A 20,691-nucleotide genomic window follows, 5' to 3' on the forward strand; every position below is an offset into this window, starting at 1 on the left:
AAATTAGTTGCCATATAGACAAAATTTGAATTTGGAAGTGATATAGTCTACATGGCTATGCTTAATGCTAAGCATGTAGGTACACGATTTCTTCTTACGACCTACTGCCCCGTGTACAAGAAGATATTATCATCTCCGGGAACAGGCACATGACGCATTTCAATTTTTGAAACACTATCTCCTCCCTTAGCCAGTTTTGAGGATAAGGACACACTCTCTGTCCTCTATGGGTTATTATCCTACGCAACATATTTATCTTTCCACTTTCTCAGAATCTCCTTCAACTTCTCGTCCTTCATTTTTCAATCCATCAGACTACTAATGTGATAGCTGTAAGTTGCTCCATATGGTATATGCCCCGTAATCTCCTTATCAAAGTCATAATCTCTTTGATAGCCTGTTGTCATATTCACTTTTTTTGAGGTTTCCCTCGGATGAACATATACTATCACAGAACTTATAAATCACCGATAGACAACGCTGGTGTATTTTATTTTTTTTGCACTGAAATATGGTGTTTATTCCTACCATTCCATATATGTGCAGGCAAAGGTCTTGATGGTTCTCTGAATTTTTCCAAATAACTCTCAAATATCTCTGTATTAATCAGGGCAGAATTACCAACTTTATAAACAGCTCCCGCCTCCTTTGCAAGACTCATAATTCTTGTTTTTCCAAGTCCATATATAGCTGCACCTTCTACTGCATTTACATATTTTTTCATTATACCTTTTGTATCTGAATAACACTTATATGAGTAACTCATGCTTCTATCTCCTTTCCATTGTACAACGGATGCTTCATTGGCACAGGCATTTCTCTGAACTGTTCCATATACTCATCGAAAATATCCAAACTCACAAGAACTGTTCCTGAAGCCCCATCACCCAATTTGTAAACTGCTCCCGCAGCCCTAGCCATTTCAATCATACGATGTCTTCCAATACTATATATGACAGACGCTTCTCCTAGTCTTACATATTTTTTTTCTATTACTTTCCCTGATATCGGGATCTTGTATAAATGTTTCATAAAGGTCTCCATTCTTTCTCTATGTATCAGATTAGTCCTCGGAAGCCTGTATAGAGCCCCTGCTGCAGTCGCATAGGCAATAACCTCATTAGATAATAATTCAAATTCATCTGCTGCTTCAGTTTCTCTCAAATACCGCTTCGATATATTTCCGGCATGATAACCTCTAATATCATGTTTTAATTGAATCGCCACTGACTTATTCCTCCACCTTAAACTGCTCTAAATACAAATCAAGGATTTCTGTATTCACTAAAACCATCTGATTTATTTTATAAATAGCTCCTGCCTCTTTGGCAATCTCCTGAAACTTAGACATTCCCATTGCATACAATTTGCATCCTTCCTTATATCTCACAAATTTCTGAGCCTTTAATCTGCTGTCTTCGTAATCATATTTTTTTCTTTCTGCCATTTCTTACTTTCTCCTTTTCCGTAACGCAAAAAGGACACCTTTCTAAAATTTCTTTTAGAAAAGTGTCCTAAATTAGTGCATTATCAAATTTTACTTTCAAGCAGTAATATCTGAACTTATTCGCAAGTATTCATATCCGACTGACCATTTGTTGTCATTTTGTTGTCCTTTTGACACAGACACCTAAATTACAACTCTAGAAAGCCTTGATAAGTAGCGGTTTTACGGCATTTCTACTTGTCGATGCTCTTCATTGTCGGGAACAGCAGAACATCACGGATCGCAGGAGAGTTGGTCAGCAGCATTACCAGACGGTCGATACCGTAACCGATACCGCCGGTAGGAGGCATACCGATCTCCAGTGCGTTCATGAAATCTTCATCGGTGGTGTTGGCTTCCTCATCGCCGGCTGCCAGTGCAGCTTCCTGCGCCTTGAAACGCTCTCTCTGGTCGATGGGATCATTTAATTCGGAATAAGCGTTACACATCTCACGTCCGTAGATGAACAGCTCGAAACGCTCTACATAATCAGGCTTGTCCGGCTTTCTCTTGGTCAGAGGAGAGATCTCTACCGGATGGTCCATAATGAATACGGGCTGGATCAGATGCTCTTCTACGAACTCCTCGAAGAACAGGTTCAGGATATCGCCCTTGGCATGACGCTCTTCGTAGTGTACACCCTTCTCGTCTGCCAGCTTCTTCGCAGCAGCGGTATCGGGAATCTGGTCGAAGTCAACGCCTGCGTATTTCTTGACAGCATCTACCATGGTCAGTCTCTCGAAAGGCTTGCCCAGGTCGATGGTCTCTTCTGCATAAGGGATCACGGTAGTACCGCATACTTCCTGTGCCACATAGCGGAACATGTTCTCAGTCAGATCCATCATTCCGTAATAGTCGGTGTATGCCTGGTACAGCTCCATCAGTGTGAATTCCGGATTGTGTCTGGTGTCCAGACCTTCGTTACGGAATACACGGCCGATCTCGAAGACACGCTCCATGCCGCCGACGATCAGTCTCTTCAGGTACAGCTCCAGGGAGATACGCAGCTTCACGTCCTCATCCAGTGCATTGTAGTGGGTCTCGAAAGGTCTTGCTGCCGCACCGCCGGCATTGGATACCAGCATGGGGGTCTCTACCTCCAGGAAGCCCTGTCCGTCCAGATAACGGCGGATGGCACTGATAATTCTGGAACGCTTTACGAAAGTATCCTTAACGTCCTGATTCATGATCAGGTCGGTATAACGCTGACGATAACGGATATCGGTATTGGTCAGGCCGTGGAACTTCTCAGGCAGGATCTGTAAGCTCTTGGACAGCAGTGTTACCTTTGCCGCATGTATGGAGGTCTCGCCGGTCTTGGTCTTGAAGACTTCACCCTCGATACCTACGATATCGCCCACATCGTACTTCTTGAAATCCGCATAGGACTCTTCACCGATGCTGTCTCTAGCCACATATACCTGGATATTGCCGGGCAGATCCTGTACATTACAGAAGGATGCCTTACCCATGACACGTTTGGACATCACACGTCCGGCGATGCGGACGGTCTTGCCTTCCAGTTCCTCGAAATTGTTCTTGATATCGGTGCTGTGATGGGTCACATCATATTTGGTGATCTGAAAAGGATCCTTGCCTGCTTCCTGCAGGTTCGCCAGCTTCTCGCGCTTTACCTTCAACAGCTGGTGAATGTCCTGTTCCTGTACCTTTGTGTTCTGTGTATCTGCCACTTTTTTCCACTCCTTACTCTATCTTACTTAGTCAACATTACTTCTCTGGATCTCCAGAATCTTATATGCGAATACACCTGCGGGTGTCTCTACTTCTACGGTATCGCCGACCTTATGACCGATCAGTGCCTTACCTACAGGGCTTTCGTTGGAAATCTTACCCTTTAAGCTGTTGGCCTCGGTGGAACCTACGATCTTGTAATCCAGTTCTTCACTATACTCCACATCCAGAATCTTAACGATACATCCGATGTTGATCTTGTCCAGATCTACCTCATCCTCTACAACGACTTCTGCGTTCTTCAGGATCTTCTCCAGTTCTTCGATACGGGCTTCGATGTCTCTCTGCTCATCCTTCGCTGCATCGTACTCAGCATTCTCGGACAGGTCTCCCTGCTCTCTTGCTTCCTTGATCTTCTGGGCTACTTCCTGACGCTTTACCACCTTCAGATCGTGTAACTCTTCCTCATATTTTCTGAGGCCTTCGTAGGTCAAAATGTTTTTCTTTTCCTGCATGATACCGCACCTTCCTGTTTTCTATATTTTGTACTGCCGACACTCCCGGCAACTATACTAGCCTAATCAACCGAGTTATTATACCCATTTTTGCTGATGGTGTCAAGGTATTCCCGGGCTTTTCGAGGGTCTTTCCACTCTTTTTTCATGGAAAAATAACGGATCTGCGGACATTGTACCAGGGCCCGGTGCTCCTTGTCCTCCGATGCCGGAAAATCCAGCCAGATACTGCCTGCTGCCAGTCCGCCGCCGTAGACCTTTTCATTGTCGCAAAAATCCAGTACCACGCAGGGTTTCGTCCCCTGCAGCCGTACTCGTCCGTAGTCCGCATTTTCCGCAAGCAGCCGGATCTCCGGGATCAGACCGTACTCATCCTCCAGTTCCCCGGTCAGCCACTCTTCCTCCTCCCGGTATTCTCTTTCCGTAAGATACCATTTCATGCTCTGCAATCTGGCAGCATAGCGGAGCACGACATAAGGCAGATACGGATTTCTCCCCAGCAGGACCAGATCCGGCCACGCCGGATAGCCGCCCGCTCTCTCCCCGTAGCGCAGCAGATGTTCGATCCACTCCTGTTGCAGATAATCCCGGAATTCCCTTCCGAAATAAAAAGAAAGAGGCTCACGGCACACCACATAGGTGTGATCCGGATCCTCTGTCAGTTCCTGTAATTGTTCCCGGAGCTTTAGCTCCGTGAGCTTTAGCTCCGTGAGTGCCAGCTCCGCCTGTTCTTTATCCATGCCTTCCGTTCTGGCTACCGACACTCTGACCAGATGATAGTCCGGGAAAAAATATTCCGTCCGGCTCACAGTCACCACAGGGCGCCGGTCTTCTCCCTTTTTCCACAGGAAGGGCAAAAATTTCTTCAGTTTTCCCCGGCGCAGTTCCGCTTTTTCCTCCGGCGGTGTCCCGCACATCGCTGTCCGTCGCGCCGGATAGAGATACAAAATAGTGTCCATGCTTCATTGTATGCAGTCATCCCAATTATATGCACCACACCGCGCACAACATCATATCATGCAAGGTCTGCCTCATAATGCATTGCTGTATCTAAAATCCGCACTACACTTCGTCCGGAAAGATTTCCTGCACTCCCCGGATCAGTTCGTCCATTTTCTCCATGGTATTGATGGTCTGGCGGAAATGAGCGGAATGGGGCATTCCCACCGTATACCAGGACAGGTGCTTGCGCATCTCCCGGACACCGGTGTATTCTCCCTTGTATTCCAGCTGCAATGCCGCATGGCGCAGGATCAGCTCCCGCTTCTCCCGGTTCGTGGGTCTTGCCGGGATCGTGCCGTTTTCCAGATAGGATACCACCTCCCGGAAAATCCAGGGATTTCCTTCTGCCGCCCGGCCGATCATGACACCATCGCAGCCGGTCTGTTCCAGAATGGCTTTTGCTTTTTCCGGGCTGTCCACATCCCCGTTGCCGATCACTGGAATCTTCACTGCATCCTTCACCTGTGCGATGATATCCCAGTCTGCCTGTCCGCTGTAGTACTGGGCTCTAGTCCGTCCGTGCACCGCCACTGCCGCCACACCGCAGGCTTCCGCAATCTTCGCGATCTCCACGGCATTGACATGGTCATCATCAAAGCCCTTGCGGATCTTTACCGTCACCGGTTTGTTGATGGCCTTTACCAGTGCCGTCAGAATCTGCTCCACCAGCTTCGGATCCTTCATCAGTGCGGAGCCTTCGCCGTTGTTCACGACCTTCGGCACCGGGCAGCCCATATTCAGATCCAGTATGGAAAAAGGACGTTCCTCGATCCGTTTTGCCATCTCCGCAAGGATCTGGGGATCTGAGCCGAACAGCTGCAGGGAAGCCGGCACTTCCTCGGGATGGATCTCCATGAGACTGTCCGTATTTTTATTGTTATAATATATGGCTTTGGCACTGACCATTTCCATGCACACCAGCGCCGCTCCCATCTCCCTGCAAAGCAGGCGGAACGGCAGGTCGGATACTCCCGCCATGGGTGCCAGGATCACCGGGTTGTCCAGGGTCACATTACCAATCTGTAATTTTTTCATGCTGTCCTTCCTATTTCTTTTTGTTTCTGTTTCCTTTCCCTACTACTCGCAATACCGCCTGCAATCCTCCCGATGCCACCCGCCAGCAGACGGCTGTAATACTCCATACTGCATGCCGCGCTGGGAAGGATCATGACGATATAGGGATACACATAACGGCTCTTGGCCTCCCAGAGGATCGTAATGAAAAAGCCGCCCAGAAAAATAATCCCCGGAAGTACCTGTACACCTTTCAGTTTTCCCAGCAGGATCCTCAAATAATATCCGAAAACCGCCAGATATACCATTCCCTGAAAACGGTTCAGGAATGCCAGTGCTCTTTCATTGGCCTGTCCGGTATAGAGGTCTTCCACCCAGCCTTGCGGCCGGTACTGATATCTGGTCTGGTTAAAGCTGCAATAAGTAGGCTCGATCCACTGGATCAGCAGTTTCTCCTTGAGAAACGTAACGGCTGCCACGGGATCCTCCTGCCATTTTGCCAGACACTGCCTGATATCTCCTTTGGCCACTTCTGCTGCCTCTATGCTGTCATACCCGGCCTGCAGATAAGTGTCCAGATTATAGTCATTGTAGGTTCCCGGCCCCTTCAGGGCGTCGGGATTCTCCTGCATTCCCATGGCAACCCACAGCACATACGGAGCACCGGAACCATATTCCCGGTCAAGCTGTCCTTCCGCCATGTGACAGAGAGTCGTTTTCCCCAGCAGCATGACTGCCAGCACCACGCAGAGCGCCGGCAGTCCCTGCCATTTTTTACTGCGAAGCAGCACCAGGATCTGCATGATGACCATGGCGATCCATACCACCAGCAATACATTTCTGGTCGCATACGCCAGTCCCATGAATAACGCGACGGCACTCCACAGCAGTCCCTTCTGCCACACCTTTCCCTCCGGCCGGTTGGCCATCAGGTAACACCAGATGGCACACAGGACGCTGCAGGTTCCGATACTCTCACCATAGATAAACAAAGCATAGCAATACACCGGCAGGAACAAAAGCTCCGCCACAAGATACAGCAGTTCCGCTGCCCGGCTTCCCGACAGTTCCCGCACGATCCTAAATCCCACATACAGCGTGATGCCTCCGCAGACCGCCTGTACCTGTTGGATCACGAGCCGTTCCGTTGAGCCTGCCACACGGAAGATTAAGGCGAAGATCTCCGCCAGTCCCAGCTGGAACGGATAGATACCATAGTAATCCTGTGCCAGCACCCATTCCGCATCACCGTCCGCCAGTGCCATAGCTGCTCTTTGCACATAATACTGGTCCGCAATGCTCTCCGCTCCGGCGGCCCTCGCAAGCCTTATCCCCAGAATCACTGCTGTCACAGCTCCCAGAACTGCCAGCAGATGCAGTGCCCACGCCGGGATCTTTTTCATCACTCCGGACAGAGCCCCGCATACCGCCACCAGCACTATGCTGACAAGAGCATTCCAGAGGATACTGTCTTTTTCATCCAGATAATATTCCGGTTCCACCAGCCTCTTCGTATATTTCCAGGAATAAAACAGCAGGAACAGCATTACTGCTGTTCCGATGGCTGCCATAATCTTTGTTGCTGCTTTTTCCAGCTTTATCATGTCATTCCCCTATCAACGTCTATTCTTGTCGTAGATGATCCGCAGTCCATCCAGTGTCAGAGAACTGTCATAGATATCAATGCTGTCGGTCTCGTCCGCAATGGCACGGCCTAAGCCTCCGGTGGCCACGACCTTCAGCTCCGCAAGCCCGCTCTCTTCCTTTACCTTGCGGATAATGTATTCCGTCTGGCCGATCTGACCGTACATGAGTCCTGCCTGCATACTGGTAATGGTCTCCTGTGCCAGGATGGTCTTCGGCTTACGGATCTCAATATTCGGCAGCTTCGCCGTCTCTTTCCACAGAGCCTCCGAACTGATCCGGATACCGGGAGCAGTGATTCCTGCAGTAAAACGTCCGTCCTCCGTGATCAGATCATAGGTGGTCGCCGTACCGAAATCCAGTACCAGCACCGGTCCACCGTATTTCACATAAGCTGCCACCGCATCCACGATACGGTCTGCACCGATGGCCCGGGGATCCTCGGTAGCGACCTTGATGCCGCTCTTCACACCGGGGCCCACGATCAGTGGTTTTGTCTTGAGATAACGGATGATGGAACTGGTCAGGGAATGCATCACATCCGGCACTACGCTGGCAATGATGACTCCCTCGATGTCCGTCACTTCGATACCGTTATTTTTTAGCAGCTGGGTGATCATGATCCCGTATTCATCTGAGGTTCTGGGGGTCTTCGTCATGATCCTGAAGGTGGCTTCCAGCTTTTTCCCCTGAAAGACACCCATGGTCATATTCGTGTTGCCTACATCAATGACAAAAATCATTCATCGTCCTCCTCATCCAGCAATGCGGATACATCTTCTTTTTTGATAAACACACGGTAATACAGACTCAGGGACTCGAAAAGCTCCTGTCTGTTCCTACGGATCTCAGAGATCAACAGTCCGGAAGAGATCTCATCATAATAGATGTCATCATCATCCGCATTGGTCTCCATGACCACATTTCCATCCTCCTCAAAGGCAATGGTAAAGACACCGCCCACTTCCTCGGTGAAGAGCACGCAGATCACATGCAGCTCCTGCTTGATGGAATCCGGAATCATCTTAAATTGTTCTTCGTTAAAATAATATTTCTTCTCATAGGCATTGGCGCCGCAGAGTACGATCTTGTTCTCGTCCATACTTCTATATCCTGTTCTGTCTCAATTCTGTCACGGACTATCTGTTCCGGTCTTTTTATTCCGGTCTTTCCATCCGGCTGTCCGTCCTGCCTTCTGCCATCCCGGAAAATGCTGTACCTGCCTACACATACCCATAGATTCCGCGGACCGATACCTCTCCGGCATAGACTTCCTCCACGGTGCCGTCCGGTCTCTCCACCAGAAGCTCTCCCTGGTCGTTGATGCCTCTGGCAATGCCACGGTATTCGCCCTTGGGATCCAGCACGCAGACTTCCCTATCCTGATTTACCAGAAGTTCCGCATAGGAGGCCCGCAGACCTTTCAGGTCATGGGTCCGTAAAAAGATCTCGTAATCTTCCTCGAAGGCTTCCATAATATCCGCAATCAGCTGACTGCGGGAAATGCGGAAGCCGCATTGTTCATCAATGGCTGCCGCCCGGTCCCGGATCTCCTCGGGAAATTCCTGCTTACGCACATTGATGCCCACACCGATGACGATGTGCTGGATGTACCCCTGCTCCATGCTCATCTCCGTGAGAATGCCGCAGACCTTTTTACCGTCCACTACAATATCGTTGGGCCACTTGATGCCGACCTTGGCTGCTGCCTCTTCGCTGTCGCGGCGCAGTGTCTGCCGGATGCCCTTCGCCACCGCCAGTGCCATGACTAACGTCAGCATCGGTGCACAGTCCGATGAAAAATCCGGTTTTAACATCAGGGTGTAATAAATATTTATCCCTGCGGGGCTCTCCCAGCCCCGGCCTCTTCTGCCGCGTCCGGCGCTCTGCATATCCGACACCACCAACAGGCCGCTCTCCGCGCCCTGTTCCGCTTCCAGTTTGGCACGGATATTGGTGGAATCGATACTGTCAAAAAACTGTAAAGGATGTGCCACCCATTTCGTCTTTAATCTGCTCTGGATATCCGCCTGGTTGTAGACTTCCTCCGTCTGATCCAGCAGACGGTAGCCGCGGTTCTGTACCGCTTCAATGACATAGCCTTCTTTTTTCAGTTGTCCGATGGCTTTCCATACCGCAGTTCTCGATACACCGAACTGCTCGCAGAGCTCCTGCCCGGAGACATAGGCCTCGCTTTCCGGTGCTCCTGCTGCCACCCGATCCTTCTTTTCCCGAAGAAGCTCTAAAATCTTTGCTTTCATACTCATAAAGTCGCCGCCATCACTGCCTTAATCGTATGCATACGGTTCTCAGCCTCTTCAAACACCAGAGACTGGCCGGATTCAAATACTTCATCGGTCACTTCCATCTCGGTGATGCCGAAACGCTCACCCATCTGGGCACCGATCTTGGTCTTCAGATCATGGAATGCAGGAAGACAGTGCATGAAAATGGCCTGCTCGCCGGCATTGTCCATGACTGCTTTATTCACCTGATAAGGAGACAGCTCCTTAATACGCTCGGTCCATACTTCGTCGGGCTCGCCCATGGATACCCACACGTCAGTGTATATCACGTCCACATCCTTCGTGCCCGCCTTCACATCCTCGGTCAGGGTAATACTGCCGCCGGTCTGTGCCGCAATGGCCTCACACTCCGCTACCAGCTCCTTCGCCGGGAAATATTTTGCGGTGGTACATGCGGTAAAGTGCATGCCCATCTTCGCGCAGGCTACCATCAGAGAGTTACCCATGTTGTAACGGGCGTCTCCCATGTAAGTCATGCGGATTCCCTTCAGATGTCCGAAATGTTCACGGATGGTCAGAAGGTCTGCCAGCATCTGGGTGGGATGGAATTCGTTGGTCAGGCCGTTCCATACGGGCACCTTGGAATATTTTGCCAGTTCCTCCACAATATCCTGTCCGAAGCCACGATATTCGATACCCTCGAACATGCCTGCCAGTACTCTGGCAGTATCGGCAATGCTTTCCTTTTTGCCGATCTGGGATCCGGTGGGATCCAGATAAGTCGTTCCCATTCCCAGATCATGGGCTGCCACTTCAAAAGCACATCTGGTACGGGTACTGGTCTTCTCAAAGATCAGCGCTACATTCTTGCCTCGGAGAGTATCTACGGGGATTCCTTTTTTCTTCTTATCCTTCAGGTCTGCCGCCAGATCCAGCAGATATTCAATCTCTTCCGGTGTAAAGTCCAGTAATTTCAAAAAATCGCGTCCCTTTAAATCCATAATACTCCTCTTTTCCGAAGCTTTCCGACCTTGCGCCCGCAGCCTCTGTTTTCTGATTTTGTCCATTGATATCCCTGTCACGAACGTTGCCTGTAACAAGCTATATGTAATCAATATACTTCATTATTCTGTGTTTTTCAACCCCTCGCGTTTATCCCCCGTCATTGTTTTTTGTGAATCCGACATAAAAAAGCCACCCTCCGTATTTCCCGGAAAGTGGCTTTGGTTTATCGTTTTTTAGTTTACTTATTCTGCCTTTTTGCCTGCGGCTGCCTTGAAGGTCTCTGCCACGCTGGCAATGCCCTGCAACTCTGCGGGCAGCAGGATGGTGGTGGCCTGGCCGTCAGCTACCTTTTCAAAAGCTTCCAGGCTCTTTAACTTCAGGACTGCGGCATCTGCGCCTGCTTCCTTCAGCATCTTGATACCGTCGGCATTTGCCTGCTGTACCTTGAGGATGGCTTCGGCTTCACCTTCTGCCTCGCGGATCATCTTCTCCTTCTCAGCTTCCGCACGAAGGATGGCTGCCTGCTTATCTGCCTCTGCACGAAGGATTGCGGACTCCTTGGCACCTTCTGCCTCCAGGATCTTAGCCTTCTTCTCACCTTCTGCACGGGTAACAGCTTCACGTCTCTCACGCTCTGCCTTCATCTGCTTCTCCATGGCATTCTGGATCTCTGCGGGAGGGATGATGTTCTTCAGCTCCACACGGTTGACCTTGATACCCCAGGGATCGGTGGCGATATCCAGTGCCGCACGCATCTTGGTGTTGATGGTCTCACGGGAAGTCAGGGTCTGGTCCAGTTCCAGGTCACCGATGATATTACGCAGGGTGGTGGCGGTCAGATTCTCAATAGCCATCATGGGATTCTCTACACCGTAGGTGAACAGCTTGGGATCTGTGATCTGGTAAAAGACTACGGTATCGATCCGCATGGTTACGTTATCCTTGGTGATTACGGGCTGGGGTGGGAAATCCGCTACCTGCTCTTTTAAATTGACTTTTCTGGCTACCTTATCGATGAACGGGATCTTCAGATTGAATCCTACATTCCAGGTGGACTGATAAGCACCCAGACGTTCGATCACGTAGGCCTGTGCCTGAGGCACGATCTTGATACAGGATACACAGATCCATAATACTAAAACGACAATAATGATTAATGCTACCATTTTTCCTCCTTCTGCGTACATTCGTGTACGCTGCGTACCTCTGTACGCGCTTTTCCCTCATGTATCCGTGTTACACGATTCTTAATTCTGTGACTCCGGTACTTCCCCGGTGACCTTCGTCATCTGCGGATCCACCTTGACGATCAGCTTGACACCACTGACTGCCACGATGTCTACCACCGTTCCGGGCTGTAGATTCAGTCCGTCTTTTTCGGTTCTGGCGCTCCACTCCTGGCCGCCCACCGTTACCTGTCCGATGCCCTGCAGATTGTCGATCTCACTGGTCACGATTGCCTGTCTGCCGATCATACTTTCCACATTCGTCCTTACGCGGTCTTTGTTGAAATATCTGACTGCGACAGGTCTGGTGAAAAATAACAGCAGCAGAGACACTGCAAAAAATAACAGGATCTGCAACCAGATCGGTGCCTGCAATGCGGCGGCAATCACTGCCACAACGGCGCCTCCGGCGAACCAGATGCTCGTCAGTCCCAGAGTGGCGACCTCCACACCGATCGATACGATCAATACCACAAGCCACAAGGTTACCATTTCACTCATGTGATCACTCCTTTGGTTTTGTAGTTGTATCCAGTGTACTACAAATGTATGTGTGTGGCAACTGCTACCTTCGCACGATACTTATGGTTATTGTGCTGTCTGCAGATGTCTTTGTAGTCAAAAAGACGGCATCCCCTTTGGGACACCGCCTCTTTTGCAATTTTGTGATTTCAGTTTTGTGATTTTAATAGAATACATGATTACCGATCACGATTCCGTCACGGCCGTTGTTACGTCTGAAGTGTGTCAAATCTCCCACATTGGATACGCCGGAGATGGCTTCTTCCGCTGCCTTGATGCAGCTTGCGTTGATCTTGCCGGATTCGTATACGGTATTTACCTTACCGTTCAATGCCGGAGTGAACTGTCCGGACGCATAGATCACACCATGAATGCTACTCGGGTAAGCACCGCTTCGTACACGGTTCATAACGACAGCACCTACTGCCAGCTGTCCTTCGTAGCTCTCGCATCCTGCCTCGCACTGGATCAATGCTGCCAACAGCTGCGTGGTATCCGCATCGGTGGTGTATTCGCCGTAGTTCACATGGCGTTTTGCTTCACGCTCTGCAGCTTCTCTTGCCTTGATCTCCTCTAAAGTCTCACCGGAGTCGATCTGGAAATCCACTGTTACATACTCCGCAGACACATATCCGTCTGCTCCTTCGTAGTCGATGCAGACCCATTCGGGATTACTGTTATCTACCACATCCACTATATCGCCCTTGGGAAGAAGTCCCAGGACTCCGGCATCCTGATCCGCCTCGGTTCTCACACGAAGAGTCTCCGTGTTGATCTGTGCGATCATTCTGCCCACATCATTGGCCAGTGCCTTCGCATCATCCCCGAACAGGAGATATTCGTCTTTGGCCCAGCCGATCAGCGTACCGGACTGGATCTTGGTCCAACCGTCCCTGCGCTCTAAAATCGTACCTCCGCAGTCTTTGTACAGCTTGCCGACCTTGGAAGCATCCTCATTGGCATCGCTTCGTACATTCACGGCATCTTTTACGTTTGCCATGACCAGCCCGGAACTGATCTCTTCCTCAGCGGGGAATGTCAGATTTAATTCCTTCACCGTTGCATTGATGACCTCGGTACTGTTTTTGGAACCGGGGTCTAAGATCGATGCGACACCACCGTTCAGATCATTGACATAGTTTTTAGTATTGCTTGCCTGTGCGGTCATGCTCATTTGCATGCTCAGGAAGATAGAACAGAGCAGTCCTGCACATACAACCAGCATTCTTCTGCTTTTTGTCATCTTGATACACGCCTTTCCCACAGGAAGATTCCCCGATGGGTGTGATACCTGTGGATCTCACCAGTGAATAGTATATGCTGAAATTATTAAGATTTTCACTGGTTTGTTACAAAAATATTAAATTTGTTACGCGAGATATCATAACAGATGACAAAATTTTTGTCAAGTTTTGGGACTTTGGGCGCTATTTAGCCATGACAGCTCGACCATGAACAGAGTCGAGCTGTCACTACATGCTTTTGGACTTCTCAATGCAGGCATCCATGGCATCCATGACAGCGGCGCGCATGCCTTTTTCCTCCAGTACCTTGACTGCCTGGATCGTGGTTCCACCGGGGGAGCACACCATGTCCTTCAGTTCTCCGGGATGTCTGCCGGTCTCCAGCACCATCCTGGCACTGCCAAGGACGGATTGTGCCGCGAATTCATAAGCCTGTTTTCTGGGCATTCCGGCGGCTACTGCCTCGTCTGCCATTGCTTCAATGAACATGAACACATAGGCAGGGGAGCTACCGCTGACACCTACGACTACATCCATCAGCCGTTCCGGTACCACACTGGCAATGCCGAAGGAACGTAACAGTGCCAGTACCTGCTCCATGTCTTCCTCCGTGACGTTTTCTTCCGCACAGACGCCGGTGCAGCCTTCCAGTACCAGTGCCGGAGTATTGGGCATGCAGCGGATCAGCTTCAATTCCGGTCTGCCGAAAGCCTCTTTCAGATAGTCCAGAGTTCTTCCTGCCGCAATGCTGACGATCAGGGTATCCTCTGTCACAACATCTTTGATCTGGTCGATCACCTCCGGGAAAAAGATGGGTTTCACTGCCAGGAACAGAATGTCTGCCTGTGCCGCTACGATTTTGTTATCCGTTGTTGTGTTAATATTAAATTTTGTTTTAACTTTTTCCACTGTTGTTTCCGTTCTGGCTGAACCAATGATGTCCTCCGGAGCTGCAATTCCTTTTTGCAACATTCCTCCGATCATGGCAGTGGCCATATTTCCCAGTCCGATAAATCCGATCTTCATGATATCTTTCCTCCTGTTCTGTCTTTCTTCTATTATTATTGTGTCGTGGGCTTTTGACCCCGACATCATAATTATTCAGAGCCATGTAAATATTATCGGCTGCGCATCGAATGCCTGGCATTTGATAATATCTATAAGGCAAATGGGTCCGGGATAGTTACAGTCTTGCGCTTCGCTGTCTGTGGGCCTCGTACATCAGAAGGGCCGCTGCAATGGAGGCATTCAGGGATTCCACCCTGCCCTCCATGGGGATCTTGAGATACTGTCCCGCCTGGTCGGAGATTTCCTTGGATAAGCCGTTTCCTTCGTTGCCGATGAGGAACGCCGTAGGCTCCCGGAAAGAAAAGGAATCGTAGTATTCCTGTCCTTTCAAGTGTGCCGCATAGGTGTAGATACCTTTTGCATGCATCTGTTCCAGCACCGGTGCCAGATCCGGCACGTAGACAAAGGGTACCCGGAAAATAGACCCCATGGTGGCACGGATGGTCTTGGGATTAAAGATATCAACCGTCTGGTTGTTCATGATAACACCCGTTATCCCTGCTCCTTCTCCGGTACGGATCATGGTTCCCAGATTGCCCGGATCCTGCAGATTTTCCAGCATCAGAAATAAAGGATCCGGCTGTTCCAACAGCTGTGTCAGGTCATAGACCGGCTGTTCCAGCACTGTCAGAATGCCCTGTGGGGTCTGGGTATCCGCCATTTTGGCAAAGACTTCCGGGGATACGGTCTCGTAACCGGTCTGCTGCAGCTTGTCCCAGAATGCTGTGTCTCCGTTCTGGGCATTCTGCCGGATCTTTTGCTCCAGTTCTTCCGTAAGGTAGACCTCCCGCACGTTTTTTACCGGAGCCTCCTCACACATTCTGATACCTTCTGCCAGAAATACGTGATCCTTGCGGCGCTCCTTTGCCTTGGTCTGCCACTGCACCACCTGTTTTACTTTTGCATTGTTGTTGCTTGTGATCATATCTGTCTGCTAACCGCTCCTAAGCATCATAATAATATGGTTTCTCCGTTCTGCGAACTTTCGAAACCATAACAAACATGCGTAATCCGGGCTAATCGCCCTACTTACTTATGTTTGTTTACTCCTCTCATAGAATGATCCCCTGCCTGCAAGCAGTCGGGATGCATTCTATGGATGAGTTTATTATAGTCAAAAAGGCGTTTCCACGCAATGGGAAACGCCTTTGTCTTCATATCCGTTCAGACACTCTTATTTATAAAAGTGCCTGCTTCGCAGTCTGAACTGCTAAATTAAATTAGATGGACAGCAGATGAGATACCTCGAACTGGTACTCATTGATGCCCTTCTGCATCTGCAAAGCCTCTTCGATATCGAAATCGATGAACTCACCGTGCTGATAACCTACGACACGGTTGGTCTTGCCCTCCAGCATGATATCTACTGCGTAAGCACCCATGATAGATGCATAGTAACGATCCTTGGCAGTAGGGCTTCCGCCACGCTGCATGTAACCTAAGATCGTAGCACGGGTCTCAATACCGGTAGCAGCCTCGATACGACGGGCCATGGAAGTGGAATGTCCGATTCCCTCGGCATTGATGATGATATGATGGGTCTTACCATGCTTACGGTTGGTAATGATATTATTGATAATATTCTGTTCGTTGTAATCGTACTTCTCGGGAAGCAGGATATCCTCGGCACCGTTGGCAATACCGCACCACAGAGCGATATAACCGGCATTTCTGCCCATTACCTCGATGATACTGCATCTCTCATGAGAGGAAGAAGTATCCTTAACCTTGTCGATTGCCTGCATTGCTGTGTTGACAGCAGTATCGAAACCGATTGTGTACTCGGTACATGCAATATCCAGGTCGATGGTTCCGGGAAGACCGATGGTATTAATACCAAGTCTGGACAGTGCCTGTGCACCACGGTAAGAACCGTCACCGCCGATGACAACGATACCGTCGATACCGTGCTTTCTGCAGATCTCAGCACCCTTCTTCTGTCCTTCCGCTTCCTTGAACTCCAGACAACGTGCGGTTCCTAAGATCGTACCACCGCGCTGAATGATATCGGATACGTCCTTGGCTTCCATATCTATGATCTCTTCATTCAAAAGACCCTGATAGCCTTTTTTGATTCCCTTAACCTTCAGTCCTCTTGCAATGGCTGTACGAACAACTGCACGAATAGCAGCGTTCATTCCCGGTGCATCACCGCCGCTGGTCAATACGCCGATCGTCTTAATCTCTTTTGCCATGACTGTTACCTCCTAAGTAAACGAACGAATAATTTTCTCTTCTCGATTCCTTATTTTAATCTATTTTTGAGCGGTTTTCAATAGGTTTCGTTATAAATTTAACATTTTCTTTTCCGAACAGCAATGTAAGCTTTTCCATTAATGCCCCGTCGGCTTTTACCTGGAGATTTTGGGGCAGGATCTTAATATTTTTAATGTCCCGCAGATAGATCACCACATCGTCATCCCCGTCGGAATCCGCAATGGCCTGCAGCAGTTCCTGCTCTCTGGTCTTATAGGCCTCCATATTGGGGAACTGGATCCAGGCTCCCGCCGGCATGCCTTTTTTCTGAGGGGTTCCATTTGCCTGTGTACGCTGCCCGGACTGCATTTGTCCTGCTGCCTGACCGGTCTGTCCCACCGACATACTGTTGCTGTTCATACCGTCATTTTGGTATTGTCCGTAGCCGTTCCCGGCATTCCGGTATCCACCGGCACCGCCATTTCCACTTCCGTTTCCGTAGGATCCGCCGCGGCTGCTGCCGCCCCGGCCTCCGTAATTTCTGGGGAACAGGGGCTGGTTCGCCGCTCTCGCAGCCTGCGCATCCTCGAAACTGATGATCTGGTCGCAGATCAGCTTGCCGTCCTTGTCTTCTTCCAGGGATACTCTGCCCCGGATAAACACCTTCGCATCCTCCACAAGCAAGGTACTGTAGCGCTCGTACACCTGTGGAAATACCACGACTTCCACATTACCGATCAGATCCTCCACATTCAAAAATGCCATGATCTTGTCATTCTTGGTGTATTTTACTGTCTTGTCCGCGATCAATCCTCCGATGACTGCATTGGCCTGGTCCCTGACTAACTGCACCTCTCCGGTCTCTTCATCCAGGGCAAAATCCCCGGCAGTATTGCTGATGCAGTTCTGCCACAGCTCTTGATATTCCTCCAGGGGATGACCGCTGACGTAGACACCCAGCACCTCTTTTTCGAAGCCCAGCAGCATCTCCTTGTTGTATTCGCCCACATCCGGCATCCGGATATCGAATTCTTCCTTATCCTCTTCCCCTGCAATGTCAAACAGGGAGATCTGTCCGGCCAGATTGTTCTTTTTATCATGGGCAATATGGTCCGCGATCTGCACATAGACACTCATGAACTGTTTTCTCGTACCGCCCAGACCATCCAGAGCTCCTGCTTTGATCAGGTTCTCAATAGCCCGCTTATTCATCTCTTTTTTATCGGACATGCGGGTAATAAAGTCCTTCAGATTCGTGAAAGGGCCTCTTTCCTTACGCTCCTGTACCAGGCTGTCAATGATGGGACGTCCCACACTCTTGATGGCCGTCAGGGCATAACGGATCTTGCCATCCGATACGGAGAATCCGGCTTCTCCCGCATTCACATCCGGAGGCAGAATGGCAATATCCATGTTCCGGCAATTCAAAATATATTCGGATACCTTTTTCGGGTTATCGATGACGGACGTCATCAACGCCGCCATGAATTCTACGGGATAATAGTATTTCAAATACGCTGTCTGGTAAGCCACCACTGCATAACATGCCGCATGGGACTTGTTGAACGCATATTTGGCGAAATCCATCATCATATCGTAGATCTGTCCGGCTGTCTGCTCGTCAATGCCGTTGGCAATACAGCCGGGGACATTTTCCTCCGGGTTGCCGTAGATGAAGTTGGCCCGCTCTTTTTCCATGACGGACTGTTTCTTCTTACTCATGGCACGGCGCACCAGATCGCTTCGTCCCAGTGTATAGCCCGCCAGATCACGAACGATCTGCATTACCTGTTCCTGATATACAATACAGCCGTAGGTGGGCTTTAAGATCGGCTCCAGCTGGGGACAGGCATAAGTTACCGCATCCGGATGATTTTTACCCTGAATATACTTCGGGATAAAATCCATAGGACCTGGACGATACAGGGAAATACCAGCCACCACATCTTCCAGATTCTGGGGACGCAATTCCTTCATGAAGCTCTTCATTCCGGCACTTTCCAGCTGGAACACTCCTTCCGTTCTGCCGGTGCCGATCGATGCCAGCACCTTCGGATCGTTGTAGTCAATCGCATCCACATCAATATGTCTGCCGGTGGTATTTTCAATGAATTTTACCGCATCATGGATCACTGTCAGCGTGCGCAGCCCAAGGAAATCCATTTTCAGAAGCCCCAGTTCCTCCAATGTCGTCATGGTAAACTGGGTAACGATGGAACCGTCGGAGCCTCTGGACAGAGGAACAAATTCATCCGCCGACTTCTGGCAGATGACTACACCCGCTGCATGCATGGAGGTATGTCTGGGCAGTCCTTCCAGACGCTTGCACATATCAATCAGATGATGTACCTGTTCGTCCTCCTGGTACAGCTTACGGAACTCCGGATTCATTTCCAGAGCCTTATTCAGGGTAATATTCAACTCGTTGGGAACCATCTTCGCAATGGAATCCACAAAAGCATAGGGCAGATCCATCACACGTCCCACATCACGGATGACACCCTTGGCTGCCAGGGTACCGAACGTAACGATCTGCACCACCTTGTCGTTGCCGTATTTTCTGCCCACATAATCAATGACTTCCTGTCTCCGTTCGAAGCAGAAGTCCACATCAATATCGGGCATGGACACACGTTCCGGATTCAGGAAACGTTCAAACAGCAGATTATAATGAATGGGATCAATGTTGGTGATCTTCAGGCAATATGCCACGATACTTCCCGCAGCGGAACCTCGTCCCGGTCCCACCGGAATCCCGTGCTCTTTCGCATAGTTGATGAAATCCCATACGATCAGGAAATAGTCCACATATCCCATTCTGCGGATGACACCCAGCTCGTAATCCAGACGTTCCCGCAGGGTCTGTCCGGTCTCCCCGGCAGGCTGGTCACCGTCACCGTAACGCTCTGCCAGTCCGTCATCGCAGAGCTTATTCAGGTAGCTCCAGGAATCGTACCCCTCCGGCACATCGTATTTCGGCAGCTTCGTCACGCCAAACTCTATCTCCACATTACAACGGTCTGCAATCCTCTGGGTATTCTCCACGGCCTCCCATGCATAGGGGAACAGTCCCTTCATTTCCTCTTCGCTCTTGACGTAATACTGACCGCCCTCATAACGCATGCGATCCTCGTCCGCCAGCTTTTTGCCGGTCTGCAGACACAGCAGAATATCGTGGGGAATCGCATCCTCAGCATAGGTGTAATGCACATCGTTGGTGGTTACCAGCGGAATGTCCAGTTCTCTGCTCATCTGGAGCAGTTCCATGTTCACCGTACGCTGCTCCGGGATACCGTGATCCTGCAATTCCAGAAAATAATTGCCCTTGCCGAAGCAGGCCTCGTATTTGCGGGCCGCTTTTCTCGCTTCGTCCTTCATTCCCTTCAGAATAAACCGGGGCACTTCACCTGCAAGGCAGGCAGACAATGCGATAATTCCCTCGTGGAACTCCTGCAGCACTTCCATGTCCACACGGGGTTTATAATAATATCCTTCCGTAAAGCCACGGCTGACGATTTTCATCAGGTTCGCATAGCCGGTATTGTTCTCCGCTAACAGCACCAGATGGTGATAACGGTCCTCTCCACCGGTCAGCTCCTTGTCAAACCGGGAGTTGGGAGCCACGTACACCTCACAGCCCAGGATCGGCTTAATTCCTGCTTCCCTTGCCGCACGGTAGAAATCGATCACACCGTACATAACACCGTGATCGGTGATCGCTGCGCTGTTCATGCCCAGTTCCTTGACTCTGGCTACGTACTCCTTGATCTTGTTGGAACCGTCCAGCAGCGAATATTCTGTATGAACATGAAGATGTGCAAATGCCATTTT

19 protein-coding genes are annotated in these 20,691 nt (G+C 50.0%); all 19 read right to left on the minus strand.

Annotated features, from left to right (window positions below; translation table 11 throughout):
• Window positions 1–490: 490 nt before the first annotated feature.
• The gene (locus tag OCV96_RS09345; protein ID WP_262594361.1) at window positions 491–766 is read right to left on the minus strand and encodes a DUF6462 family protein; all 276 of its coding nucleotides are present in this window, start codon (window positions 764–766) and stop codon (window positions 491–493) included.
• Window positions 763–1,227, minus strand: coding sequence for a DUF6462 family protein (locus tag OCV96_RS09350; RefSeq protein ID WP_256167303.1), 465 nt, complete (start codon window positions 1,225–1,227; stop codon window positions 763–765). Before OCV96_RS09350 ends, OCV96_RS09345 begins: the two co-directional genes overlap by 4 nt.
• A 4-nt stretch (window positions 1,228–1,231) precedes the next feature.
• On the minus strand, window positions 1,232–1,447 hold the full coding sequence (locus OCV96_RS09355; protein WP_256167302.1) for a DUF6462 family protein: 216 nt from the start codon (window positions 1,445–1,447) through the stop codon (window positions 1,232–1,234).
• Between the two features lie 233 nt (window positions 1,448–1,680).
• Complete coding sequence (gene lysS / locus OCV96_RS09360; RefSeq protein ID WP_262594364.1) at window positions 1,681–3,177, minus strand: lysine--tRNA ligase; 1,497 nt, start codon at window positions 3,175–3,177, stop codon at window positions 1,681–1,683.
• A gap of 27 nt (window positions 3,178–3,204) precedes the next feature.
• Window positions 3,205–3,693 carry a transcription elongation factor GreA gene (greA, locus tag OCV96_RS09365; protein ID WP_118730664.1) on the minus strand — a complete coding sequence of 163 codons (489 nt, stop codon included), beginning with the start codon at window positions 3,691–3,693 and terminating at the stop codon, window positions 3,205–3,207.
• Between the two features lie 62 nt (window positions 3,694–3,755).
• Window positions 3,756–4,652: a hypothetical protein gene (locus OCV96_RS09370; protein ID WP_262594365.1), complete on the minus strand. Its 897-nt coding sequence runs from the start codon at window positions 4,650–4,652 to the stop codon at window positions 3,756–3,758.
• A 103-nt stretch (window positions 4,653–4,755) separates the two neighbouring features.
• Window positions 4,756–5,730: a tRNA dihydrouridine synthase DusB gene (gene dusB / locus OCV96_RS09375; RefSeq protein ID WP_262594366.1), complete on the minus strand. Its 975-nt coding sequence runs from the start codon at window positions 5,728–5,730 to the stop codon at window positions 4,756–4,758.
• On the minus strand, window positions 5,727–7,313 hold the full coding sequence (locus OCV96_RS09380; RefSeq protein ID WP_262594367.1) for a hypothetical protein: 1,587 nt from the start codon (window positions 7,311–7,313) through the stop codon (window positions 5,727–5,729). The genes dusB and OCV96_RS09380 overlap by 4 nt, the downstream gene beginning before the upstream one ends.
• Before the next feature lie 12 nt (window positions 7,314–7,325).
• The gene (locus tag OCV96_RS09385; protein WP_022311893.1) at window positions 7,326–8,096 is read right to left on the minus strand and encodes a type III pantothenate kinase; all 771 of its coding nucleotides are present in this window, start codon (window positions 8,094–8,096) and stop codon (window positions 7,326–7,328) included.
• A complete protein-coding gene (locus tag OCV96_RS09390; protein ID WP_022311894.1) occupies window positions 8,093–8,455 on the minus strand; it encodes a DUF6145 family protein in 363 nt (120 codons plus the stop codon). The genes OCV96_RS09385 and OCV96_RS09390 overlap by 4 nt, the downstream gene beginning before the upstream one ends.
• 121 nt (window positions 8,456–8,576) lie before the next feature.
• Window positions 8,577–9,614, minus strand: coding sequence for a biotin--[acetyl-CoA-carboxylase] ligase (locus OCV96_RS09395; protein ID WP_227064570.1), 1,038 nt, complete (start codon window positions 9,612–9,614; stop codon window positions 8,577–8,579).
• Window positions 9,615–9,616: 2 nt separating this feature from the next.
• Window positions 9,617–10,600 (minus strand): ornithine carbamoyltransferase, encoded by a 984-nt coding sequence (argF, locus tag OCV96_RS09400; RefSeq protein WP_022311895.1) that lies wholly within the window; start codon window positions 10,598–10,600, stop codon window positions 9,617–9,619.
• A gap of 246 nt (window positions 10,601–10,846) precedes the next feature.
• A complete protein-coding gene (locus OCV96_RS09405) occupies window positions 10,847–11,770 on the minus strand; it encodes an SPFH domain-containing protein (RefSeq protein WP_022311896.1) in 924 nt (307 codons plus the stop codon).
• An 81-nt stretch (window positions 11,771–11,851) separates the two neighbouring features.
• A complete protein-coding gene (locus tag OCV96_RS09410; RefSeq protein WP_262594368.1) occupies window positions 11,852–12,331 on the minus strand; it encodes an NfeD family protein in 480 nt (159 codons plus the stop codon).
• Between the two features lie 184 nt (window positions 12,332–12,515).
• Window positions 12,516–13,595, minus strand: a complete 1,080-nt coding sequence (locus OCV96_RS09415) for a cell wall hydrolase (protein ID WP_262594369.1) — start codon at window positions 13,593–13,595, stop codon at window positions 12,516–12,518.
• A 229-nt stretch (window positions 13,596–13,824) separates the two neighbouring features.
• Window positions 13,825–14,622 (minus strand): pyrroline-5-carboxylate reductase, encoded by a 798-nt coding sequence (gene proC, locus OCV96_RS09420; RefSeq protein WP_262594370.1) that lies wholly within the window; start codon window positions 14,620–14,622, stop codon window positions 13,825–13,827.
• Window positions 14,623–14,779: 157 nt separating this feature from the next.
• Window positions 14,780–15,589, minus strand: a complete 810-nt coding sequence (locus tag OCV96_RS09425; protein WP_262594371.1) for a TrmH family RNA methyltransferase — start codon at window positions 15,587–15,589, stop codon at window positions 14,780–14,782.
• 295 nt (window positions 15,590–15,884) lie between these two features.
• Window positions 15,885–16,859 (minus strand): 6-phosphofructokinase, encoded by a 975-nt coding sequence (gene pfkA, locus OCV96_RS09430; protein WP_117464717.1) that lies wholly within the window; start codon window positions 16,857–16,859, stop codon window positions 15,885–15,887.
• Between the two features lie 55 nt (window positions 16,860–16,914).
• Entirely contained in the window at window positions 16,915–20,688 is a 3,774-nt protein-coding gene (locus OCV96_RS09435) for a DNA polymerase III subunit alpha (protein ID WP_262594372.1), read from the minus strand.
• Window positions 20,689–20,691 lie beyond the last annotated feature (3 nt).

This window comes from Waltera acetigignens (assembly GCF_025567015.1).
Lineage (GTDB): Bacteria > Bacillota > Clostridia > Lachnospirales > Lachnospiraceae > Acetatifactor > Acetatifactor acetigignens.